General features: G+C 66.3%; 14 protein-coding genes. All 14 read left to right on the plus strand.

Annotation, left to right across the window (positions count from 1 at the left end; translation table 11 throughout):
• Positions 1 to 257: 257 nt before the first annotated feature.
• The 14 genes from kdpF to cysP all read left to right on the plus strand — a co-directional run bounded on the left by kdpF (position 258) and on the right by cysP (position 15,128).
• The gene (kdpF, locus tag ACODS1_RS18205) at positions 258 to 347 is read left to right on the plus strand and encodes a K(+)-transporting ATPase subunit F (RefSeq protein WP_017676012.1); all 90 of its coding nucleotides are present in this window, start codon (positions 258 to 260) and stop codon (positions 345 to 347) included.
• Positions 348 to 357: 10 nt separating this feature from the next.
• Positions 358 to 2,046: a potassium-transporting ATPase subunit KdpA gene (kdpA, locus tag ACODS1_RS18210; protein WP_489086772.1), complete on the plus strand. Its 1,689-nt coding sequence runs from the start codon at positions 358 to 360 to the stop codon at positions 2,044 to 2,046.
• Positions 2,047 to 2,059: 13 nt separating this feature from the next.
• A complete protein-coding gene (gene kdpB / locus ACODS1_RS18215) occupies positions 2,060 to 4,117 on the plus strand; it encodes a potassium-transporting ATPase subunit KdpB (RefSeq protein ID WP_489086773.1) in 2,058 nt (685 codons plus the stop codon).
• A 156-nt stretch (positions 4,118 to 4,273) separates the two neighbouring features.
• Positions 4,274 to 4,831, plus strand: coding sequence for a potassium-transporting ATPase subunit KdpC (gene kdpC / locus ACODS1_RS18220; RefSeq protein WP_489086774.1), 558 nt, complete (start codon positions 4,274 to 4,276; stop codon positions 4,829 to 4,831).
• Between the two features lie 10 nt (positions 4,832 to 4,841).
• On the plus strand, positions 4,842 to 7,493 hold the full coding sequence (locus tag ACODS1_RS18225) for a DUF4118 domain-containing protein (protein WP_489086775.1): 2,652 nt from the start codon (positions 4,842 to 4,844) through the stop codon (positions 7,491 to 7,493).
• Positions 7,493 to 8,188, plus strand: coding sequence for a response regulator (locus ACODS1_RS18230; protein ID WP_489086776.1), 696 nt, complete (start codon positions 7,493 to 7,495; stop codon positions 8,186 to 8,188). The genes ACODS1_RS18225 and ACODS1_RS18230 overlap by 1 nt, the downstream gene beginning before the upstream one ends.
• Positions 8,189 to 8,286: 98 nt before the next feature.
• Entirely contained in the window at positions 8,287 to 8,925 is a 639-nt protein-coding gene (locus tag ACODS1_RS18235; protein WP_489086777.1) for a peroxiredoxin, read from the plus strand.
• A gap of 9 nt (positions 8,926 to 8,934) precedes the next feature.
• The gene (gene ssuE, locus ACODS1_RS18240) at positions 8,935 to 9,528 is read left to right on the plus strand and encodes an NADPH-dependent FMN reductase (RefSeq protein WP_489086778.1); all 594 of its coding nucleotides are present in this window, start codon (positions 8,935 to 8,937) and stop codon (positions 9,526 to 9,528) included.
• Between the two features lie 84 nt (positions 9,529 to 9,612).
• Entirely contained in the window at positions 9,613 to 10,578 is a 966-nt protein-coding gene (locus ACODS1_RS18245) for a sulfonate ABC transporter substrate-binding protein (RefSeq protein WP_489086779.1), read from the plus strand.
• A gap of 58 nt (positions 10,579 to 10,636) precedes the next feature.
• Complete coding sequence (gene ssuD, locus ACODS1_RS18250; protein ID WP_489086780.1) at positions 10,637 to 11,785, plus strand: FMNH2-dependent alkanesulfonate monooxygenase; 1,149 nt, start codon at positions 10,637 to 10,639, stop codon at positions 11,783 to 11,785.
• Between the two features lie 234 nt (positions 11,786 to 12,019).
• Positions 12,020 to 12,814: an aliphatic sulfonate ABC transporter permease SsuC gene (gene ssuC, locus ACODS1_RS18255; protein WP_489086781.1), complete on the plus strand. Its 795-nt coding sequence runs from the start codon at positions 12,020 to 12,022 to the stop codon at positions 12,812 to 12,814.
• Complete coding sequence (gene ssuB / locus ACODS1_RS18260) at positions 12,811 to 13,626, plus strand: aliphatic sulfonates ABC transporter ATP-binding protein (RefSeq protein WP_489086782.1); 816 nt, start codon at positions 12,811 to 12,813, stop codon at positions 13,624 to 13,626. Before ssuC ends, ssuB begins: the two co-directional genes overlap by 4 nt.
• 90 nt (positions 13,627 to 13,716) lie before the next feature.
• Complete coding sequence (locus ACODS1_RS18265) at positions 13,717 to 13,932, plus strand: TOBE domain-containing protein (RefSeq protein WP_003242436.1); 216 nt, start codon at positions 13,717 to 13,719, stop codon at positions 13,930 to 13,932.
• Between the two features lie 179 nt (positions 13,933 to 14,111).
• On the plus strand, positions 14,112 to 15,128 hold the full coding sequence (gene cysP / locus ACODS1_RS18270) for a thiosulfate ABC transporter substrate-binding protein CysP (protein WP_489086783.1): 1,017 nt from the start codon (positions 14,112 to 14,114) through the stop codon (positions 15,126 to 15,128).
• The last annotated feature ends 2 nt before the right edge of the window (positions 15,129 to 15,130 follow it).

Genomic DNA, 15,130 nt, shown 5'->3' on the forward strand with positions numbered 1-15,130 from the left:
GCGAAAGTTCGACCCCGAACTCCATGTCGCTTGCGTCAAATAACAGTATCTACGGGTGCACGCTGCCGGGGCTTTTGTGGGAGGGGCTTTAGCCGCGACGCATGAATAAGTCGCCGCTGAAGCGCCTCCCACAGGGCTGATCCTGCTGCATCCATACGATTTCTTTACGCCCTGGCAGTGGGGCGCCAATCGAATTTTTACGGCCAGCCTTTCGACAATGCTCGCGAGCGGATTCCCCGCATCGTGGAGCTTTGCACATGAACGCAATCGATGGTGTGTCGCTGATCCTGGTGGTCGGCCTCTTCGCCTATCTGCTGGTGGCGCTGCTCACCGCAGGGCGTGGTTGAGGAGACGGCCATGCATGACTACGACTGGCTGCTGCTGGCGGCCTTTTCTCTGCTGGTGCTGGCACCGGCACCTTTTCTCGGGCGCTACTTCTACCGCGTGATGGAGGGCCAGCGCACCTGGCTTAGCCCGGTGCTGCTGCCGGTGGAGCGCCTGTGCTATCGCGTGGCCAGTGTCGACCCGGAGCGTGAGCAAAGCTGGCGCGGCTATGCCCTGGCGCTGTTGGCCTTCACCCTGGTCTGCCTGCTGGCGCTGATGAGCATTCTGCTGCTGCAGGGCGGCTTGCCGCTCAACCCGCAGCAGGTGGCGGGGATGAGCCTGCCGCTGGCGTTCAACACGGCGGTGAGCTTCGTCACCAACACCAACTGGCAGGCCTACAGCGGTGAGGCGCAGCTCAGTTATTTCAGCCAGATGCTCGGCCTCGGCGTGCAGAATTTCGTCAGCCCGGCGGTGGGCCTGGCGGTGCTGGTGGTGCTGTGCCGGGGTTTGGCGCGGCAGTCCAGCGACCGCCTGGGCAACTTCTGGGTGGATATCACCCGCGCCGTGCTCTACGGCCTGTTGCCGCTGTGCCTGGTGCTGGCCGTGCTGCTGGTATGGCAGGGCGTGCCGCAGAACTTCAGCGACTACGTCTCGGCCACCACTCTGCAGGGCAGCGAGCAGACCCTGCCGATGGGGCCGGCGGCCAGCCAGATCGCTATCAAGCAACTGGGTACCAATGGCGGCGGCTTTTTCGGCGTTAACTCGGCGCACCCGTTCGAGAACCCCACGGCGCTGAGCAACCTGCTGGAGCTGGTGTCGATCCTGCTGATCCCGGCGGCGCTGGTGTTCAGCTTCGGCCATTACGTGCGTGACCTGCGCCAGAGCCGGGCGATCCTGGCCAGCATGCTGGTGCTGTTCATCATCGGCCTGGGTGTGTGCGCCTGGGCGGAGCTGCAACCGAACCCGGTGCTGGCGGGGTTGCCCATCGAGCAGGTCGGCTCGCTGGAGGGCAAGGAGGCGCGCTTCGGCAGCTTCGGCTCGGCGCTCTGGGCGACTACCACCACGGCGGCGTCCAATGGTTCGGTCAACGCCATGCACGACAGCTTCAGCGCCCTCGGCGGGCTGGTGCCGCTGGTCAACATGCTGCTCGGCGAGATCGTCTTCGGCGGCGTCGGCGCGGGCCTCTACGGCATGCTGCTGTTCGTGCTGATCGCGGTGTTCCTAGCCGGCCTGATGATCGGCCGCACCCCGGCCTACCTGGGCAAGAAGCTGGAGGCGCGCGAGGTGCGCCTGATGGTCGCCACGCTGCTGGTGATGCCGGTCGGCGTGCTGATATTCGGCGCCCTGGCGGTGAGTTTCGCCGGGCCGGCAGCCTCCATCGGCAACCCCGGCCCGCACGGCTTCAGCCAGGCGCTGTATGCCTACGGCTCGGCCACCGGCAACAACGGCTCGGCTTTCGCCGGCTTCACCGCCGACACCCCCTACCACAACCTGATGCTCGGCCTGGCCATGCTGCTCGGACGCTTCGGCTACATCCTGCCGGTGCTGGCGATTGCCGGCAGCCTGGCGGCCAAGCGCGCTGCGCCGCAGGGGCAGAACAGCTTCCCCACCCATGGGCCGCTGTTCGTCGTGCTGCTGACCCTGACCATCCTCCTGGTGGGTGGCCTGACCTTCATGCCGGCGCTGGCCCTGGGCCCGCTGGCCGAACACCTGGCGTTCTGAAGGAGAAACCGTGATGAATGCCCCCGTAACGGCGCAACGTAGCGCCCAATCGTCCAGCAGCCAGCCGCAGACCGGCCTCGGCGCGCTGTGGCGCCCGGCCCTCAAGCAGGCCTTCGTCAAGCTCGACCCGCGCCAGCTGGTGCGTTCGCCGGTGATGCTGGTGGTGGAGCTGACGGCGCTGGTAACCAGCGTGCTGTGCTTTGTCCCCAACTCTGCAGTAAGCACTGCCTTAGGCGTGCAGATCGCCCTGTGGCTGTGGTTCACCGTGCTCTTCGCCAACTTCGCCGAAGCCTTGGCCGAGGGCCGTGGCAAGGCCCGCGCCGACAGCCTGAAGTCCGGCAGTCAGGGCCTGATGGCGCGCAAGCAGGTCGGCGCGCAGTTCCAGTCCGTGCCGGCCAGCAGCCTGCGCAAGGGCGATGTGGTACGAGTCGAGGCAGGTGAGCTGATCCCCGGCGACGGCGAGGTGATCGAAGGGGTGGCGGCGGTCAACGAGGCGGCGATTACCGGCGAGTCCGCGCCAGTGATCCGCGAGTCCGGCGGCGACCGCTCGGCGGTCACCGGCAACACCCGGCTGGTGTCGGACTGGCTGCTGGTGAGGATTAGCGCCAACCCCGGCGAGTCCACCCTCGACCGCATGATCGCCCTGGTCGAAGGCGCGCGCCGGCAGAAGACGCCCAACGAAGTGGCGCTGGATATCCTGCTGATCGGCCTGACCCTGATCTTCCTGCTGGTGGTGGCCACGCTGCAGCCGTTCGCCCGCTTCGCCGGTGGCGACCTGCCGCTGATCTACCTGGCGGCGCTGCTGGTGACGCTGATCCCCACCACCATCGGCGGCCTGCTCTCGGCCATCGGCATCGCCGGCATGGATCGCCTGGTGCGCCTCAACGTCATCGCCAAGTCCGGCCGTGCCGTGGAGGCGGCGGGTGACGTGCACACCCTGCTGCTGGACAAGACCGGCACCATCACCTTCGGCAACCGTCGCTGCAGCGCCATGGTCAAGGCGCCGGGCGTGTCCACGCCGGAGCTGGCCGAGGCGGCGCTGCTGGCCTCGCAGGGCGACGACACGCCGGAGGGCAAGTCCATCGTCGAATACCTGGCGGCGTTGCACCCGATGGAGGTGCCCGATCGCAGCGGCATGACGCTGATCGCCTTCAGCGCCGAGACACGCCTGTCCGGTGCCGATGTGAACGGCGTGGCCTATCGCAAGGGCGCGGTGGACGCCGTGCTGGCCTATCTCGGCCTGGGCCGTGACGAACTGCCGGCGCCGCTGGCGCGCGAGGTGGAGACGATCGCCCAGAGTGGCGGTACGCCGCTGCTGGTGGCCGGCAATGGACGCTTGCTCGGCGCCATCCACCTCAAGGACGTGGTCAAGCCGGGCATCCGCGAGCGCTTCGCCGAGCTGCGCGCCATGGGCATCCGCACCGTCATGGTGACCGGCGATAACCCGCTGACCGCCGCCGCCATCGCCGCCGAGGCGGGTGTGGACGACGTGATCGCCGAGGCCACGCCGGAGAAGAAGCTGTCGCGCATTCGCGCCGAGCAGGCCGAAGGCAAGCTGGTGGCGATGTGTGGCGACGGTGCCAATGATGCCCCGGCGCTGGCCCAGGCCGACGTCGGCCTGGCCATGAACGACGGCACCCAGGCCGCGCGCGAGGCCGCCAACCTGGTGGATCTGGACAGCGACCCGACCAAGCTGATCGACGTGGTGCAGGTGGGCAAGGAGTTGCTGGTGACGCGCGGCGCGCTGACCACCTTCTCGGTGGCCAACGACGTGGCCAAGTATTTCGCCATCCTCCCGGCGCTGTTCGCTGGCATCTACCCGCAGCTTGGCACGCTCAACCTGATGCAGTTGCACAGCCCGCAGAGCGCGATCCTCTCGGCCATCGTGTTCAACGCGCTGATCATCGTCGCGCTGATTCCGCTGGCGCTGCGCGGCGTGCGCGTTCAGGCGCTGGACGCCGGCCAACTGTTGCGGCGCAACCTGCTGATCTACGGCCTCGGCGGGCTGGTGGCGCCCTTCGTCGGCATCAAGCTGCTCGACCTGCTGCTGGTGGGGTTGGGCTGGGTGTAGTTCACGCACGGTCTGCTCCCTCTCCCATTCATGGGAGAGGGCTGGGGAGAGGGTAGGGCAGGCCACTCGGTATTACCGGATAGACCCTCTCCCCCGGCCCCTCTCCCGCAAGCGGGAGAGGGGAGACAAGCAAAGAATCGATATCGGAGACTCATCATGCTCAACTCAATTCGCCCCGCCATCGCCACCCTGGCGCTGATGACGTTGCTCACCGGCGTGGCTTACCCGCTGGCCGTCACCGGCGTGGCCCAGGTGGCCTTCCCTGATCAGGCCGCCGGCAGCCTGGTGCGTGACGACGCGGGCCAGGTGCGCGGCAGCCGCCTGATCGCCCAGGCTTTCGACGGCGATCAGTGGTTCCAGCCGCGCCCCTCGGCAGGCAGCTACGCCACCGTGGCCAGCGCCGCCAGCAATCTGGCGCCGAGCAATCCCAAACTGCGCGAGCGCATCGAGCAGGCCAGCGCTGGTCTAGCTGGCCAGGCGCCGGTGCCGATGCAACTGGTCACTACCTCGGGCAGCGGCCTCGACCCGCACCTCTCGCCTGAGGCCGCTGCCTGGCAGATCCCGCGCATCGCCCAGGCCCGTGGCCTGAACGAGGCCGAGTTGCTGCGCCTGGTCGAGGCGCATACCGAGCGCCCGTTGTTCGGCCCAGCGGTGGTCAATGTGCTGGCTCTGAACCTGGCGCTGGCCGACAATCCCTCCACTTCTTCCCAGTGACGAGTGCTCGATGAACGACAGCCTGCGCGCCGAAGCGTTGCTCGCCGACCTGCCCCGCGAAGGGCGTGGCCGGCTCAAGGTGTTTCTCGGCGCTGCACCGGGCGTGGGCAAGACCTACGCCATGCTCCAGGCGGCCCATGCGCAATTGCGCCAGGGCGTGGCGCTGCGCGCCGGGGTGGTGGAAAGCCATGGTCGCAGCGAGACCGAGGCGCTGCTGGTGGGGCTGCCGCAGCAACCGCCACTGCGCCTGCCGTACCGTGGTCTGGAACTGAGCGAGATGGATCTCGACGGCCTGCTCGCCGACCCGCCGAAGCTGGCGCTGGTGGACGAGCTGGCGCACAGCAACGCCCCCGGCAGCCGCCACGCCAAGCGCTGGCAGGACGTGCAGGAACTGCTCGCCGCCGGTATCGACGTCTACACCACGGTCAACGTCCAGCACCTGGAAAGCCTCAACGACCGCGTCCGCGATATCACCGGCGTGCAGGTGCGCGAAACCGTGCCCGATTGGGTGCTGCAGGAGGCCGACGAGATCCAGCTGGTCGACCTGCCGCCGCGCGAGCTGCTCGAACGCCTGCGCGACGGCAAGGTGTACATGCCCGAGCAGGCTCGCGCGGCCATCGACGCCTTCTTCTCGCCGACCAACCTGACTGCGCTGCGCGAACTGGCCATGCAGACTGCCGCCGCGCGGGTCGATGCCGACCTCGACCAGCGCTACCGCCAGCTCGGCCAGGCCGCGCCCAGCCTGCTCGGACGCCTGCTGGTGGGGGTGGACGGCGACGGCGAGGCCGAGCGCCTGGTGCGTCACGCCTGCGCGGTGGCCGAGCGGCGTCATTTGCCCTGGTCGGTGGTGCATGTGGACAGCCGCGCAGCCATGGACGAAGAGCAACGGGCGCGGCTACAAGCGGCGCAGCGCCTGGCCGAGCGCCTCGGTGGCGAAGTGGTGACGCTGCACGGCGACTCGGTGGCGCGCACGCTGCTCGACCACGCCCGCGAGCGCCGCGCCAGCCTGATCCTGGTCGGCAGCAGCACGCGCCGCCTGCGTCGGCGCTGGTTCGGGCGCGGCCTCGGCGAGCGCCTTCTGGCCGCCGGTGCCAGGCTGGAGGTGAGCGTGCTGGATGCGGCGGGTGATCAGCCGCGGGCTGGCCGGCGCACGCGCATTGCCCCGCGCTGGCGTGACTACCTGCTGGCTACCCTGGCTGCCGCCTGCGCCACGCTGATCTCCCTCGGCCTGGCGCAGGTGCTGGAGCTGCCGAACATCTCCCTGGTGTTCCTCGCCGCCGTGTTGCTGGTGGCGGTGCGCAGCAGCCTGGGCCCGGCGCTGGCCTGTTCGGGGTTGTCGTTCCTGGCCTACAACTTCCTGTTCATTCCCCCGACCCTGACCCTGCGCATTCAGCGTCAGGAAGACGTACTGACCCTGCTGTTCTTCCTGCTCATGGCCGGGCTGACCGGCAACCTGGCCAGCCGTCAGCGCCGCCAGGTGCAGGCGCTGCGTCAGGCGCAGGGCGAGACCACGGCGCTGCTGGAGCTGTCACGCAGGCTTACCGTCGCCGCCGACCGCCAGGCCGTGCTGGCGGTGGCCGAGCAGCAGCTGGGTAGCCGGGTCGATATGCAACTGACCCTGCTGTCGCGTGATGCAGATGGTCAGTGGCAGCACGAGGGCGGTCTGCACGCCGAATTGCTCGATGTCGAGCGCGCCGCCGCCGACTGGGCCTGGCAGCATGAGCAGTCCGCCGGGCGCGGTACCGATACGCTGCCCAACAGTCGCTGGTGGTGGTGGCCGCTGTGCGGGGAGGAGGGCGCGTTGCTGCTGATCGGCTTGCAGCATGTCGACGGCGCGCCATTGGCCGACGAGCGCCGGCGCCTGGTCGCCGCACTGGGCCAGCCGCTGGCGCAGGCCCTGGCCCGCGCGCAACTGGCCGAGGAGCTGGAGGCGGCGCGCCTGCACGGGCAGACCGAGGAGCTGCGCAGCGCGCTGCTGGCCTCGGTGTCGCACGATCTGCGCACGCCGCTGACCGCCATGCGCGGCGCCATCGACAGCTTGCTGGCGCTGGGTGAGGCGATTCCCGCAGCGGATCGCACCGAGCTGCTGGAGGGCACCCGCGACGAGGCCGAACGCCTCGACCGCTATATCCAGAACCTGCTCGACATGACCCGCCTCGGCCACGGCGGGCTCAAGCTGGCGCGCGACTGGGTAGCGCCCAGCGACATCGTCGCCAGCGCCCTGCAACGACTGCGCGCGGTGCTCGCGCCGCTGCAGGTTGAGTGTTTGCTGCCGCCGGAGCCACCGCTGCTGCGGGTGCATGCGGCGCTGATCGAGCAGGCGCTGGTCAATGTGCTGGAAAACGCCGCGCGCTTCTCGCCGCCAGCCGGGCGCCTGCGGGTGGCGCTGGAATACGACGAACAGGAACTGCGCTTCGTCGTCGCCGATCAGGGCCCTGGCATTCCCGAGGCGGAACGGGCGAAGATCTTCGACATGTTCTATACCGCAGCGCGCGGGGATCGCGGCGGCCAGGGCACCGGCCTGGGCCTGGCGATCTGCCAGGGCATGGTCGGCGCCCACGGCGGCCGCGTCACGGTTGGCGAGGGCCTCGATGGCCGTGGCGCCAGCCTGACCCTGCACCTGCCGCTGACCACGCAACCGCAAGCCGCCGAGGAAGACTGATGAGCCAGGGGCCGAGCATTCTGCTGATCGACGACGAAGCGCAGATCCGCAAGTTCCTGCGCATCGCCCTCAGCGCCCAGGGCTACCGGGTGCTGGAGGCGGCGAACGGCGAAGACGGCCTGGCTCAGGCGGCGTTGCACAACCCCGATCTCGTCGTGCTCGACCTCGGCCTGCCCGACCTCGACGGCCAGCAGGTGCTGCGCGGCCTGCGCGAGTGGAGCCAGGTGCCGGTGCTGGTGCTCTCGGTGCGTGCCAGCGAGGGCGAGAAGGTGCTGGCGTTGGATGGCGGCGCCAATGACTACGTGACCAAGCCCTTCGGCATTCAGGAGTTCCTCGCCCGGGTGCGCGTGCTGCTGCGTCAGGGCCAGGGTCGCGAGGCGCTGCCTGCGAGCATCGCCTGTGGCGCGCTGAGCATCGACCTGGCCTACCGCCGGGTCAGCCTCGATGGCGCCGAAATCGCCCTGACCCCCAAGGAATACGCCGTGCTGGCGCTACTCGCCCAGCATCTCGGGCGGGTGGTCACCCAGCAACAGTTGCTGCGTGATATCTGGGGGCCGAGCCATGTCGGCGATAGCCATTACCTGCGCGTAGTGGTTGGCCACCTGCGGCAGAAACTCGGCGACGACCCGGCTGCGCCGCGCTATCTGATCACCGAGGCGGGTGTCGGTTATCGCCTGCGTGCGGAATCCAGTTAGTTATTTTGGTTATAAATAAATCATTATTTATTCTTTTTGTTTCGTTTCGTTCCTGAGCATAGTGAGCACCACGCAAGCCACTGCCAAGGAGCACGATCATGACCATCCGCCTGGGCGACATCGCCCCTGACTTCGAACAGGATTCCAGCGAAGGCCGCATTCGTTTCCACGAGTGGCTGGGCGACAGCTGGGGCATCCTCTTCTCTCACCCGGCTGACTTCACGCCGGTGTGCACCACCGAACTGGGCTTCACTGCCAAGCTCAAGGATGAATTCGCCAAGCGCGGCGTCAAGGCCATCGCCCTGTCTGTCGACCCGGTGGATTCGCACATCAAGTGGATCGACGACATCAACGAGACGCAGAACACCTCGGTCAATTTCCCGATCATCGCCGATGCCGACCGCAAGGTGTCCGACCTCTACGATCTGATCCACCCGAACGCCAACGATACCCTGACCGTGCGTTCGCTGTTCGTCATCGACCCGAACAAGAAGGTGCGCCTGACCATCACCTATCCGGCCAGTACCGGGCGCAACTTCAACGAAATCCTGCGCGTCATCGACTCGCTGCAATTGACCGACAACTACAAGGTGGCCACGCCGGCCAACTGGCAGGACGGTGAAGAGGTGGTGATCGTGCCGTCGCTCAAGGACGAAGCCGAAATCGCCCAGCGCTTCCCGAAAGGTTATCGCGCGGTCAAACCCTATCTGCGTCTGACTCCGCAACCGAATAAATAAGGAACCAGCATGCACGTCGTGTTGCTCTCCGGCAGCCCCGCAGCGCGTTCGCGCACCGAGCTGCTGCTGGATTACGTACGCCAACGCCTGGAGGCGCAGCAGGTGGAGGTGAGCCTGCTGCGGGTTCGGGATTTCCCCGCCGAGGATCTGCTGCATGCGCGCTTCGACAGCCCGGCTGTCCAGCAACTGCAGGCGGTGGTGGCCAGCGCTGATGGCCTGGTGGTGGGTACGCCGGTTTACAAGGCGTCGTTCACCGGCGCGCTGAAGGTGCTGCTGGATCTGCTGCCCGAGCGCGCTCTGGCGCACAAGGTGGTACTGCCCCTGGCCAGTGGCGGCAGCCCGGCGCATCTGCTGGCGGTGGACTACGCGCTCAAGCCGGTGCTGGCCGCGCTGAAGGCGCAGGAGATGCTCTCCGGTGTGTTCGCCGTGGACAAACAGATTGCCTACCCGGAAGGGGACAGGCCTGCGAAGATCGACGACGAGTTGCGCGAACGCCTCGACGAGGCACTGGAACAACTGGGCGCAGCCCTGGCGCGACGGCCGAAGCCGATCGATCCGAACGTACTGAACGACCGGCTGGTAAACGCCCGCTGGAGTATTTGATTCACCCCGTAATACCCCGCCTTACTCGCCCGCCAACGGGCAAGCAGGTAGCCAACCAAGACATCACCGCAAAGGGAGAGCGCCATGCGCACCATTACTTTGCGTCGAAGCCTGGTCGCCCTGTTTGCCGCGGCCATTTCCTTCGGCGCCATCACACACGCACAAGCCGAGACACTGCGTATCGGCTATCAGAAGTACGGCACCCTGGTGCTGCTCAAGGCCAAGGGCACCCTGGAAAAGCGCCTGGCCGAGCAGGGCGTTGAGGTCAAGTGGACGGAGTTCCCCGGCGGCCCGCAACTGCTCGAAGGCCTCAACGTCGGCTCCGTGGACTTCGGCGTTACCGGGGAAACCCCGCCGGTATTCGCTCAGGCGGCTGGCGCCGACCTGCTCTACGTCGCCCATGAGCCGCCGGCTCCGACGGGCGAGGCGATCCTCGTGCCGAAAGATTCGTCGATCAAATCGGTAGCCGAGCTCAAGGGCAAGAAAGTCGCCCTGAACAAGGGTTCCAACGTGCATTACCTGTTGGTGCGTGCGCTGGAAGACGCCGGCCTCAAATACGGCGACATCACTCCGGTTTACCTGCCGCCGGCCGATGCTCGCGCCGCCTTCGAGCGTGGCAGCGTCGATGCCTGGGTGATCTGGGACCCGTTCCAGTCCGCCGCCGAGAAGCAACTGCAAGCGCGCACCCTGCGTGACGGAAGCGGTCTGGTCGACAACCACCAGTTCTACCTGGCGACCCGCACCTATGCCGAGAAGAACCCGCAGGTGATCGGCACGCTGGTCGAGGAAATTCGCGGCGTTGGCGAGTGGGTCAAGGGCAACCTCGACGAAGCCACCCGCCAGGTCGCGCCGCTGATCGGCCTGTCCCCGGAGATCACTCGCCAGGCCGTGGAACGTCAGGGTTACGGCGCGCAGTTCATCACCCCGGAGGTGGTCGAGGCGCAGCAGAAGATCGCCGACACCTTCACCGAGCTGAAGCTGATCCCCAAGCAACTGACCATCAAGGATGTGATCTGGAATCCGCCGGCCAAGGTCGCGCAGGACCAGTAATTCCCCGGCCCGGATGCGTCCGGGCCATACCGACGATTTCCTGAAAGGAGACAACTCCATGAGCCTCAATATCTTCTGGTTCCTACCTACCCATGGTGATGGCAAGTACCTCGGCACAGCCGAAGGCGCGCGCGCCGTCGACCACGGTTATCTGGCGCAGATTGCCCAGGCGGCTGATCGCCTCGGTTTCGGCGGCGTGCTGATTCCCACCGGGCGTTCCTGCGAGGACTCCTGGCTGGTGGCAGCCTCGCTGATCCCGCTTACGCAGAACCTGAAGTTCCTCGTCGCCCTGCGTCCGGGGATCATTTCGCCGACCGTGGCCGCGCGCCAGGCGGCGACCCTGGATCGCCTGTCGAACGGCCGTGCGCTGTTCAACCTGGTGACCGGTGGCGACCCGGACGAACTGGCCGGTGATGGCCTGCACCTGTCGCATGCCGAGCGTTATGAGGCATCCGTCGAATTCACCCGCATCTGGCGCCGCGTGCTGGAAGGCGAAACCGTCGACTACGACGGCAAGCACATCCAGGTGAAGGGCGCCAAGCTGCTCTACCCGCCGATCCAGCAGCCGCGTCCGCCACTGTATTTCGGTGGTTCCTCCGACGCCGCGCAAGACTTGGCCGCCGAGCAGGTCGAGCTGTACCTGACCTGGGGCGAGCCGCCGGCCGCTGTTGCCGAGAAGATCGCTCAGGTGCGCGAGAAGGCTGCAGTGCAGGGCCGTGAGGTGCGCTTCGGTATTCGCCTGCACGTGATCGTGCGCGAGACCAATGAGGAAGCCTGGGCGGCGGCAGATCGCCTGATCAGCCACCTGGATCAGGACACCATCGACCGCGCCCAGGCGTCGCTGGCGCGCTTCGACTCGGTGGGTCAGCAGCGCATGGCTGCACTGCACGGCGGCAAGACCGACAACCTGGAAGTGTCGCCGAACCTCTGGGCCGGTGTCGGTCTGGTGCGCGGCGGCGCCGGTACTGCGCTGGTCGGCGATGGCCCGACCGTGGCAGCGCGGGTCAAGGAATACGCCGACCTCGGCATCGATACCTTCATCTTCTCCGGCTACCCGCACCTGGAGGAGTCGTACCGGGTCGCCGAACTGCTGTTCCCGCACCTGGACGTGGCCCAGCCGCAGCGCCCGGAGAGCCGGGGGTATGTCAGTCCGTTTGGCGAAATGATCTCCAGCGACATCCTGCCGAAGGCGGCTTCGGCGAGTTGAGGGTAGCGCGGGTACGGGTTTTCCCGGATTGCATCCTGGCTACGGACTGAAGCGTAGGGCGCGCTGCGCGCACCGCGATTGCTTGCGGCACCCATTGGTGCGCATGGCGCACCCTACGAATCAATGTTCCTGCGGCTCTCCCATTGATGAGGAAGGTGCTGGGGCCGAGGGCTTTCTCAGCCAGTAGCCCGGATGCAATCCGGGGACAGAGATACAGAATTTTTCGAGGCAACCATGAGCAACACGACCCTTCACAAACTGGCCCTGCGCGCTGCGCCCTGGGCCTTGCCGCTGGGGCTGCTGGCCGCCTGGCAACTGGCGGTGGCGAGTGGCTGGCTGTCCAGCCGCATCCTGCCGGCGCCCAGCGCCGTGCTCGCCGCTGGCTGGGAGCTGCTGGCCTCCGGCGAAATCTGGCAGCACCTGGCGATCAGTGGCCAGCGCGCCGGGATCGGCTTCGCCATCGGCGGTGGTATCGGCCTGCTGCTGGGCTTTATTACCGGCCTGTCGAAATGGGGCGAGCGCTTTCTCGACAGTTCGGTGCAGATGATCCGCAACGTGCCGCACCTGGCGTTGATCCCGCTGGTGATCCTGTGGTTCGGCATCGACGAGGCAGCCAAGGTGTTCCTGGTCGCGCTCGGCACGCTGTTCCCGATCTACCTCAACACCTACCACGGCATCCGCAACGTCGATCCGGCGCTGGTGGAGATGGCGCGCAGTTATGGCCTGTCCGGCTTCGCCCTGTTCCGTCAGGTCATCCTGCCGGGTGCGTTGCCGTCGATCCTGGTCGGCGTGCGTTTCGCCCTCGGCTTCATGTGGCTGACGCTGATCGTCGCGGAAACCATCTCGGCCAGCAGCGGCATCGGCTACCTGGCGATGAACGCCCGCGAGTTTCTGCAGACCGACGTGGTGGTGCTGGCGATCCTGCTTTACGCGGTGCTCGGCAAGCTGGCCGACGTCGCCGCCCGTGGTCTTGAGCGCGTGTGGCTACGCTGGCACCCGGCCTATCAGGCCAAGGCAGGTGAGCAATGACCGCACTGCACAGCATTCGACAGGACGTCCCTGCGGGCGGCGTTCCGTTGGCCATCGAGAACATCGAGAAATCCTTCGGTGAGCGTCAGGTGCTCAAGGGTATCGACCTGCATATCCCGGCCGGGCAGTTCGTGGCCGTGGTCGGTCGCAGTGGCTGCGGCAAGAGCACCTTGCTGCGTCTGCTGGCCGGGTTGGATCAACCCAGCGGCGGCCAGTTGCTGGCCGGCAGCGGCTCGCTCAACGCGGTGCGTGAAGACATTCGCCTGATGTTTCAGGACTCGCGTCTGCTGCCCTGGAAGCGGGTGATCGACAACGTTGGCCTGGGGCTGACCGGTAACTGGCGAGCGCAGGCCGAGGAAGCATTGGCGGCAGTTGGCCTGGCGGATCGCGCCCATGAGTGGCCGGCAGCACTGTCCGGCGGGCAGAAGCAGCGCGTGGCTCTGGCCCGTGCATTGATCCATCGTCCGCGCCTGCTGCTGCTCGACGAGCCGCTGGGCGCGCTGGATGCACTGACACGCATCGAGATGCAGCGCCTGATCGAACGCCTGTGGCAGCAGCATGGCTTCACCGTACTGCTGGTCACCCACGACGTGGCCGAAGCGGTCGCCGTGGCGGATCGGGTGATCCTGATCGAGGACGGCCAGATCGGCCTCGATCTCGACGTGCAACTGGTACGCCCGCGTCCGCATGGCTCGCCGCTGCTGGCGGCACTGGAAGCGCGCGTGCTCGACCGGGTACTGGCGCAGCCGGAATTACCGACACCGCCGGAGCCCGTATCACCCCTGCCCACGCAATTGCGCTGGGCGCTTTGACGCCGTAGCCCGGAGGCAATCCGGGAGCGGTTATGCAATTTCCCCGGACTGCATCCGGGCTACCTGTAAAACGACCCGAGGAGAAACACCATGACCATCAAAGCCATCAACGTACGTAACCAGTTCAAGGGCAGCATCAAGGAAATCGTCATCGGCGACGTACTGTCGGAAATCGACGTACAAACCGCCGCCGGCATCGTCACCTCGGTGATCACCACCCGTTCCGTGCGCGAGCTGGAACTGCAGGTGGGCAGCGAAGTGATCGCCTTCGTCAAATCCACTGAAGTGTCCATCGCCAAGCTGTAAGAAGTGAGTGCCTGAGCAGCCCTCGGCGACGAGGGTTGCAGGGCGTTTTCGCAGGGAAAAAGACACTGGTTATAAAGCGAAAAGAAAAAGATATTTTTCAGCTATATGATTTTTCTGCAGAATCGCGCCATCAAATAGCCTGCCTGCAGGCTCCTCTCTCGATAAGAAGGACGCCCTAGATGCTGAAGAAGATCGTTCTGGCCACCGTGGCCAGCGCCACCCTGCTCACTGGCTCGCTGAGCCATGCCGCGGCCGATACGCCATTCCACAACGCCTCCTACGACATCGCTCGCGAACTGTTCGGCGAGATCAACCCGCTGTTCGTCGAGCACTGGAAACAGCAAAGCGGCAAGGAAGTGAAGATCATCCAGTCGTTCGCCGGTACCTCGCGTCAGGCGCAGGACATCATCCAGGGCAAGAAGGTCGACGTGGTCACCTTCAACCAGGTAACCGACGTGGACATCCTGGCCAAGCGTGGCCTGCTGAACAAGGATTGGGCCAAGCAGTTCCCCAACAACGCCTCGCCTTACTACAGCACCACTGCCTTCCTGGTACGCGAAGGCAACCCGAAGAACATCAAGGGCTGGGACGACCTGATTCGCGATGACGTGAAGCTGGTATTCCCCAACCCGAAAACCTCCGGCAACGCCCGCTACAGCTACCTGGGCGCCTGGCTGTTCGCCAACGAGAAATTCAATGGCGACCAGGAGAAGGTGAAAGCCTTCGTCGGCAAGCTGCTGAAGAACGTCGAGAACTTCCCCACCGGCGGCCGTGGCGCCACCGTGGCCTTCGCGCAGAACGGCCAGGGCGACGTGCTGCTGACCTTCGAGTCGGAAGTGATCAACATCGCCAAGGGTGACGAGTTCAAGTCGGCCAACCTGCAAGTCGTGGTGCCGGAAGTCAGTGTGCTGGCCGAATTCCCGGTGGCCATCGTTGACAAGGTGGCTGACGAGCGCGGCACCCGCGAGCAGGCCAAGGCTTTCCTCGACTTCCAGTACAGCAAGGACATCCAGCAACTGCTGACCCGCTACAACTACCGCGTGCACAACCCCGAAGTGGTCGAGGCGACCAAGGCCCAGTTCGCCCCGGTACGCCTGATCAACCCGACCGAGGTGCTGGGCAGCTGGGACGAGATCACCGCCAAGCATTTCGACAACGGTGGTATCCTCGACCAGCTTCTCGCAGAGGGTCGCTGACA

This window comes from Pseudomonas sp. FG29, assembly GCF_057809355.1.

Excerpts from the sequence above, each read along its gene's own strand:
- ACODS1_RS18235 (WP_489086777.1), top strand. The coding sequence starts at position 8,287 with ATGACCATCCGCCTGGGCGACATCGCCCCTGACTTCGAACAGGATTCC.
- kdpC (WP_489086774.1), top strand. The coding sequence starts at position 4,274 with ATGCTCAACTCAATTCGCCCCGCCATCGCCACCCTGGCGCTGATGACG.
- kdpA (WP_489086772.1), top strand. The coding sequence starts at position 358 with ATGCATGACTACGACTGGCTGCTGCTGGCGGCCTTTTCTCTGCTGGTG.
- ACODS1_RS18265 (WP_003242436.1), top strand. The coding sequence starts at position 13,717 with ATGACCATCAAAGCCATCAACGTACGTAACCAGTTCAAGGGCAGCATC.
- ssuB (WP_489086782.1), top strand. The coding sequence starts at position 12,811 with ATGACCGCACTGCACAGCATTCGACAGGACGTCCCTGCGGGCGGCGTT.
- ACODS1_RS18230 (WP_489086776.1), top strand. The coding sequence starts at position 7,493 with ATGAGCCAGGGGCCGAGCATTCTGCTGATCGACGACGAAGCGCAGATC.
- ssuC (WP_489086781.1), top strand. The coding sequence starts at position 12,020 with ATGAGCAACACGACCCTTCACAAACTGGCCCTGCGCGCTGCGCCCTGG.
- cysP (WP_489086783.1), top strand. The coding sequence starts at position 14,112 with ATGCTGAAGAAGATCGTTCTGGCCACCGTGGCCAGCGCCACCCTGCTC.
- ssuE (WP_489086778.1), top strand. The coding sequence starts at position 8,935 with ATGCACGTCGTGTTGCTCTCCGGCAGCCCCGCAGCGCGTTCGCGCACC.
- ACODS1_RS18225 (WP_489086775.1), top strand. The coding sequence starts at position 4,842 with ATGAACGACAGCCTGCGCGCCGAAGCGTTGCTCGCCGACCTGCCCCGC.
- ssuD (WP_489086780.1), top strand. The coding sequence starts at position 10,637 with ATGAGCCTCAATATCTTCTGGTTCCTACCTACCCATGGTGATGGCAAG.
- ACODS1_RS18245 (WP_489086779.1), top strand. The coding sequence starts at position 9,613 with ATGCGCACCATTACTTTGCGTCGAAGCCTGGTCGCCCTGTTTGCCGCG.
- kdpB (WP_489086773.1), top strand. The coding sequence starts at position 2,060 with ATGAATGCCCCCGTAACGGCGCAACGTAGCGCCCAATCGTCCAGCAGC.
- kdpF (WP_017676012.1), top strand. The coding sequence starts at position 258 with ATGAACGCAATCGATGGTGTGTCGCTGATCCTGGTGGTCGGCCTCTTC.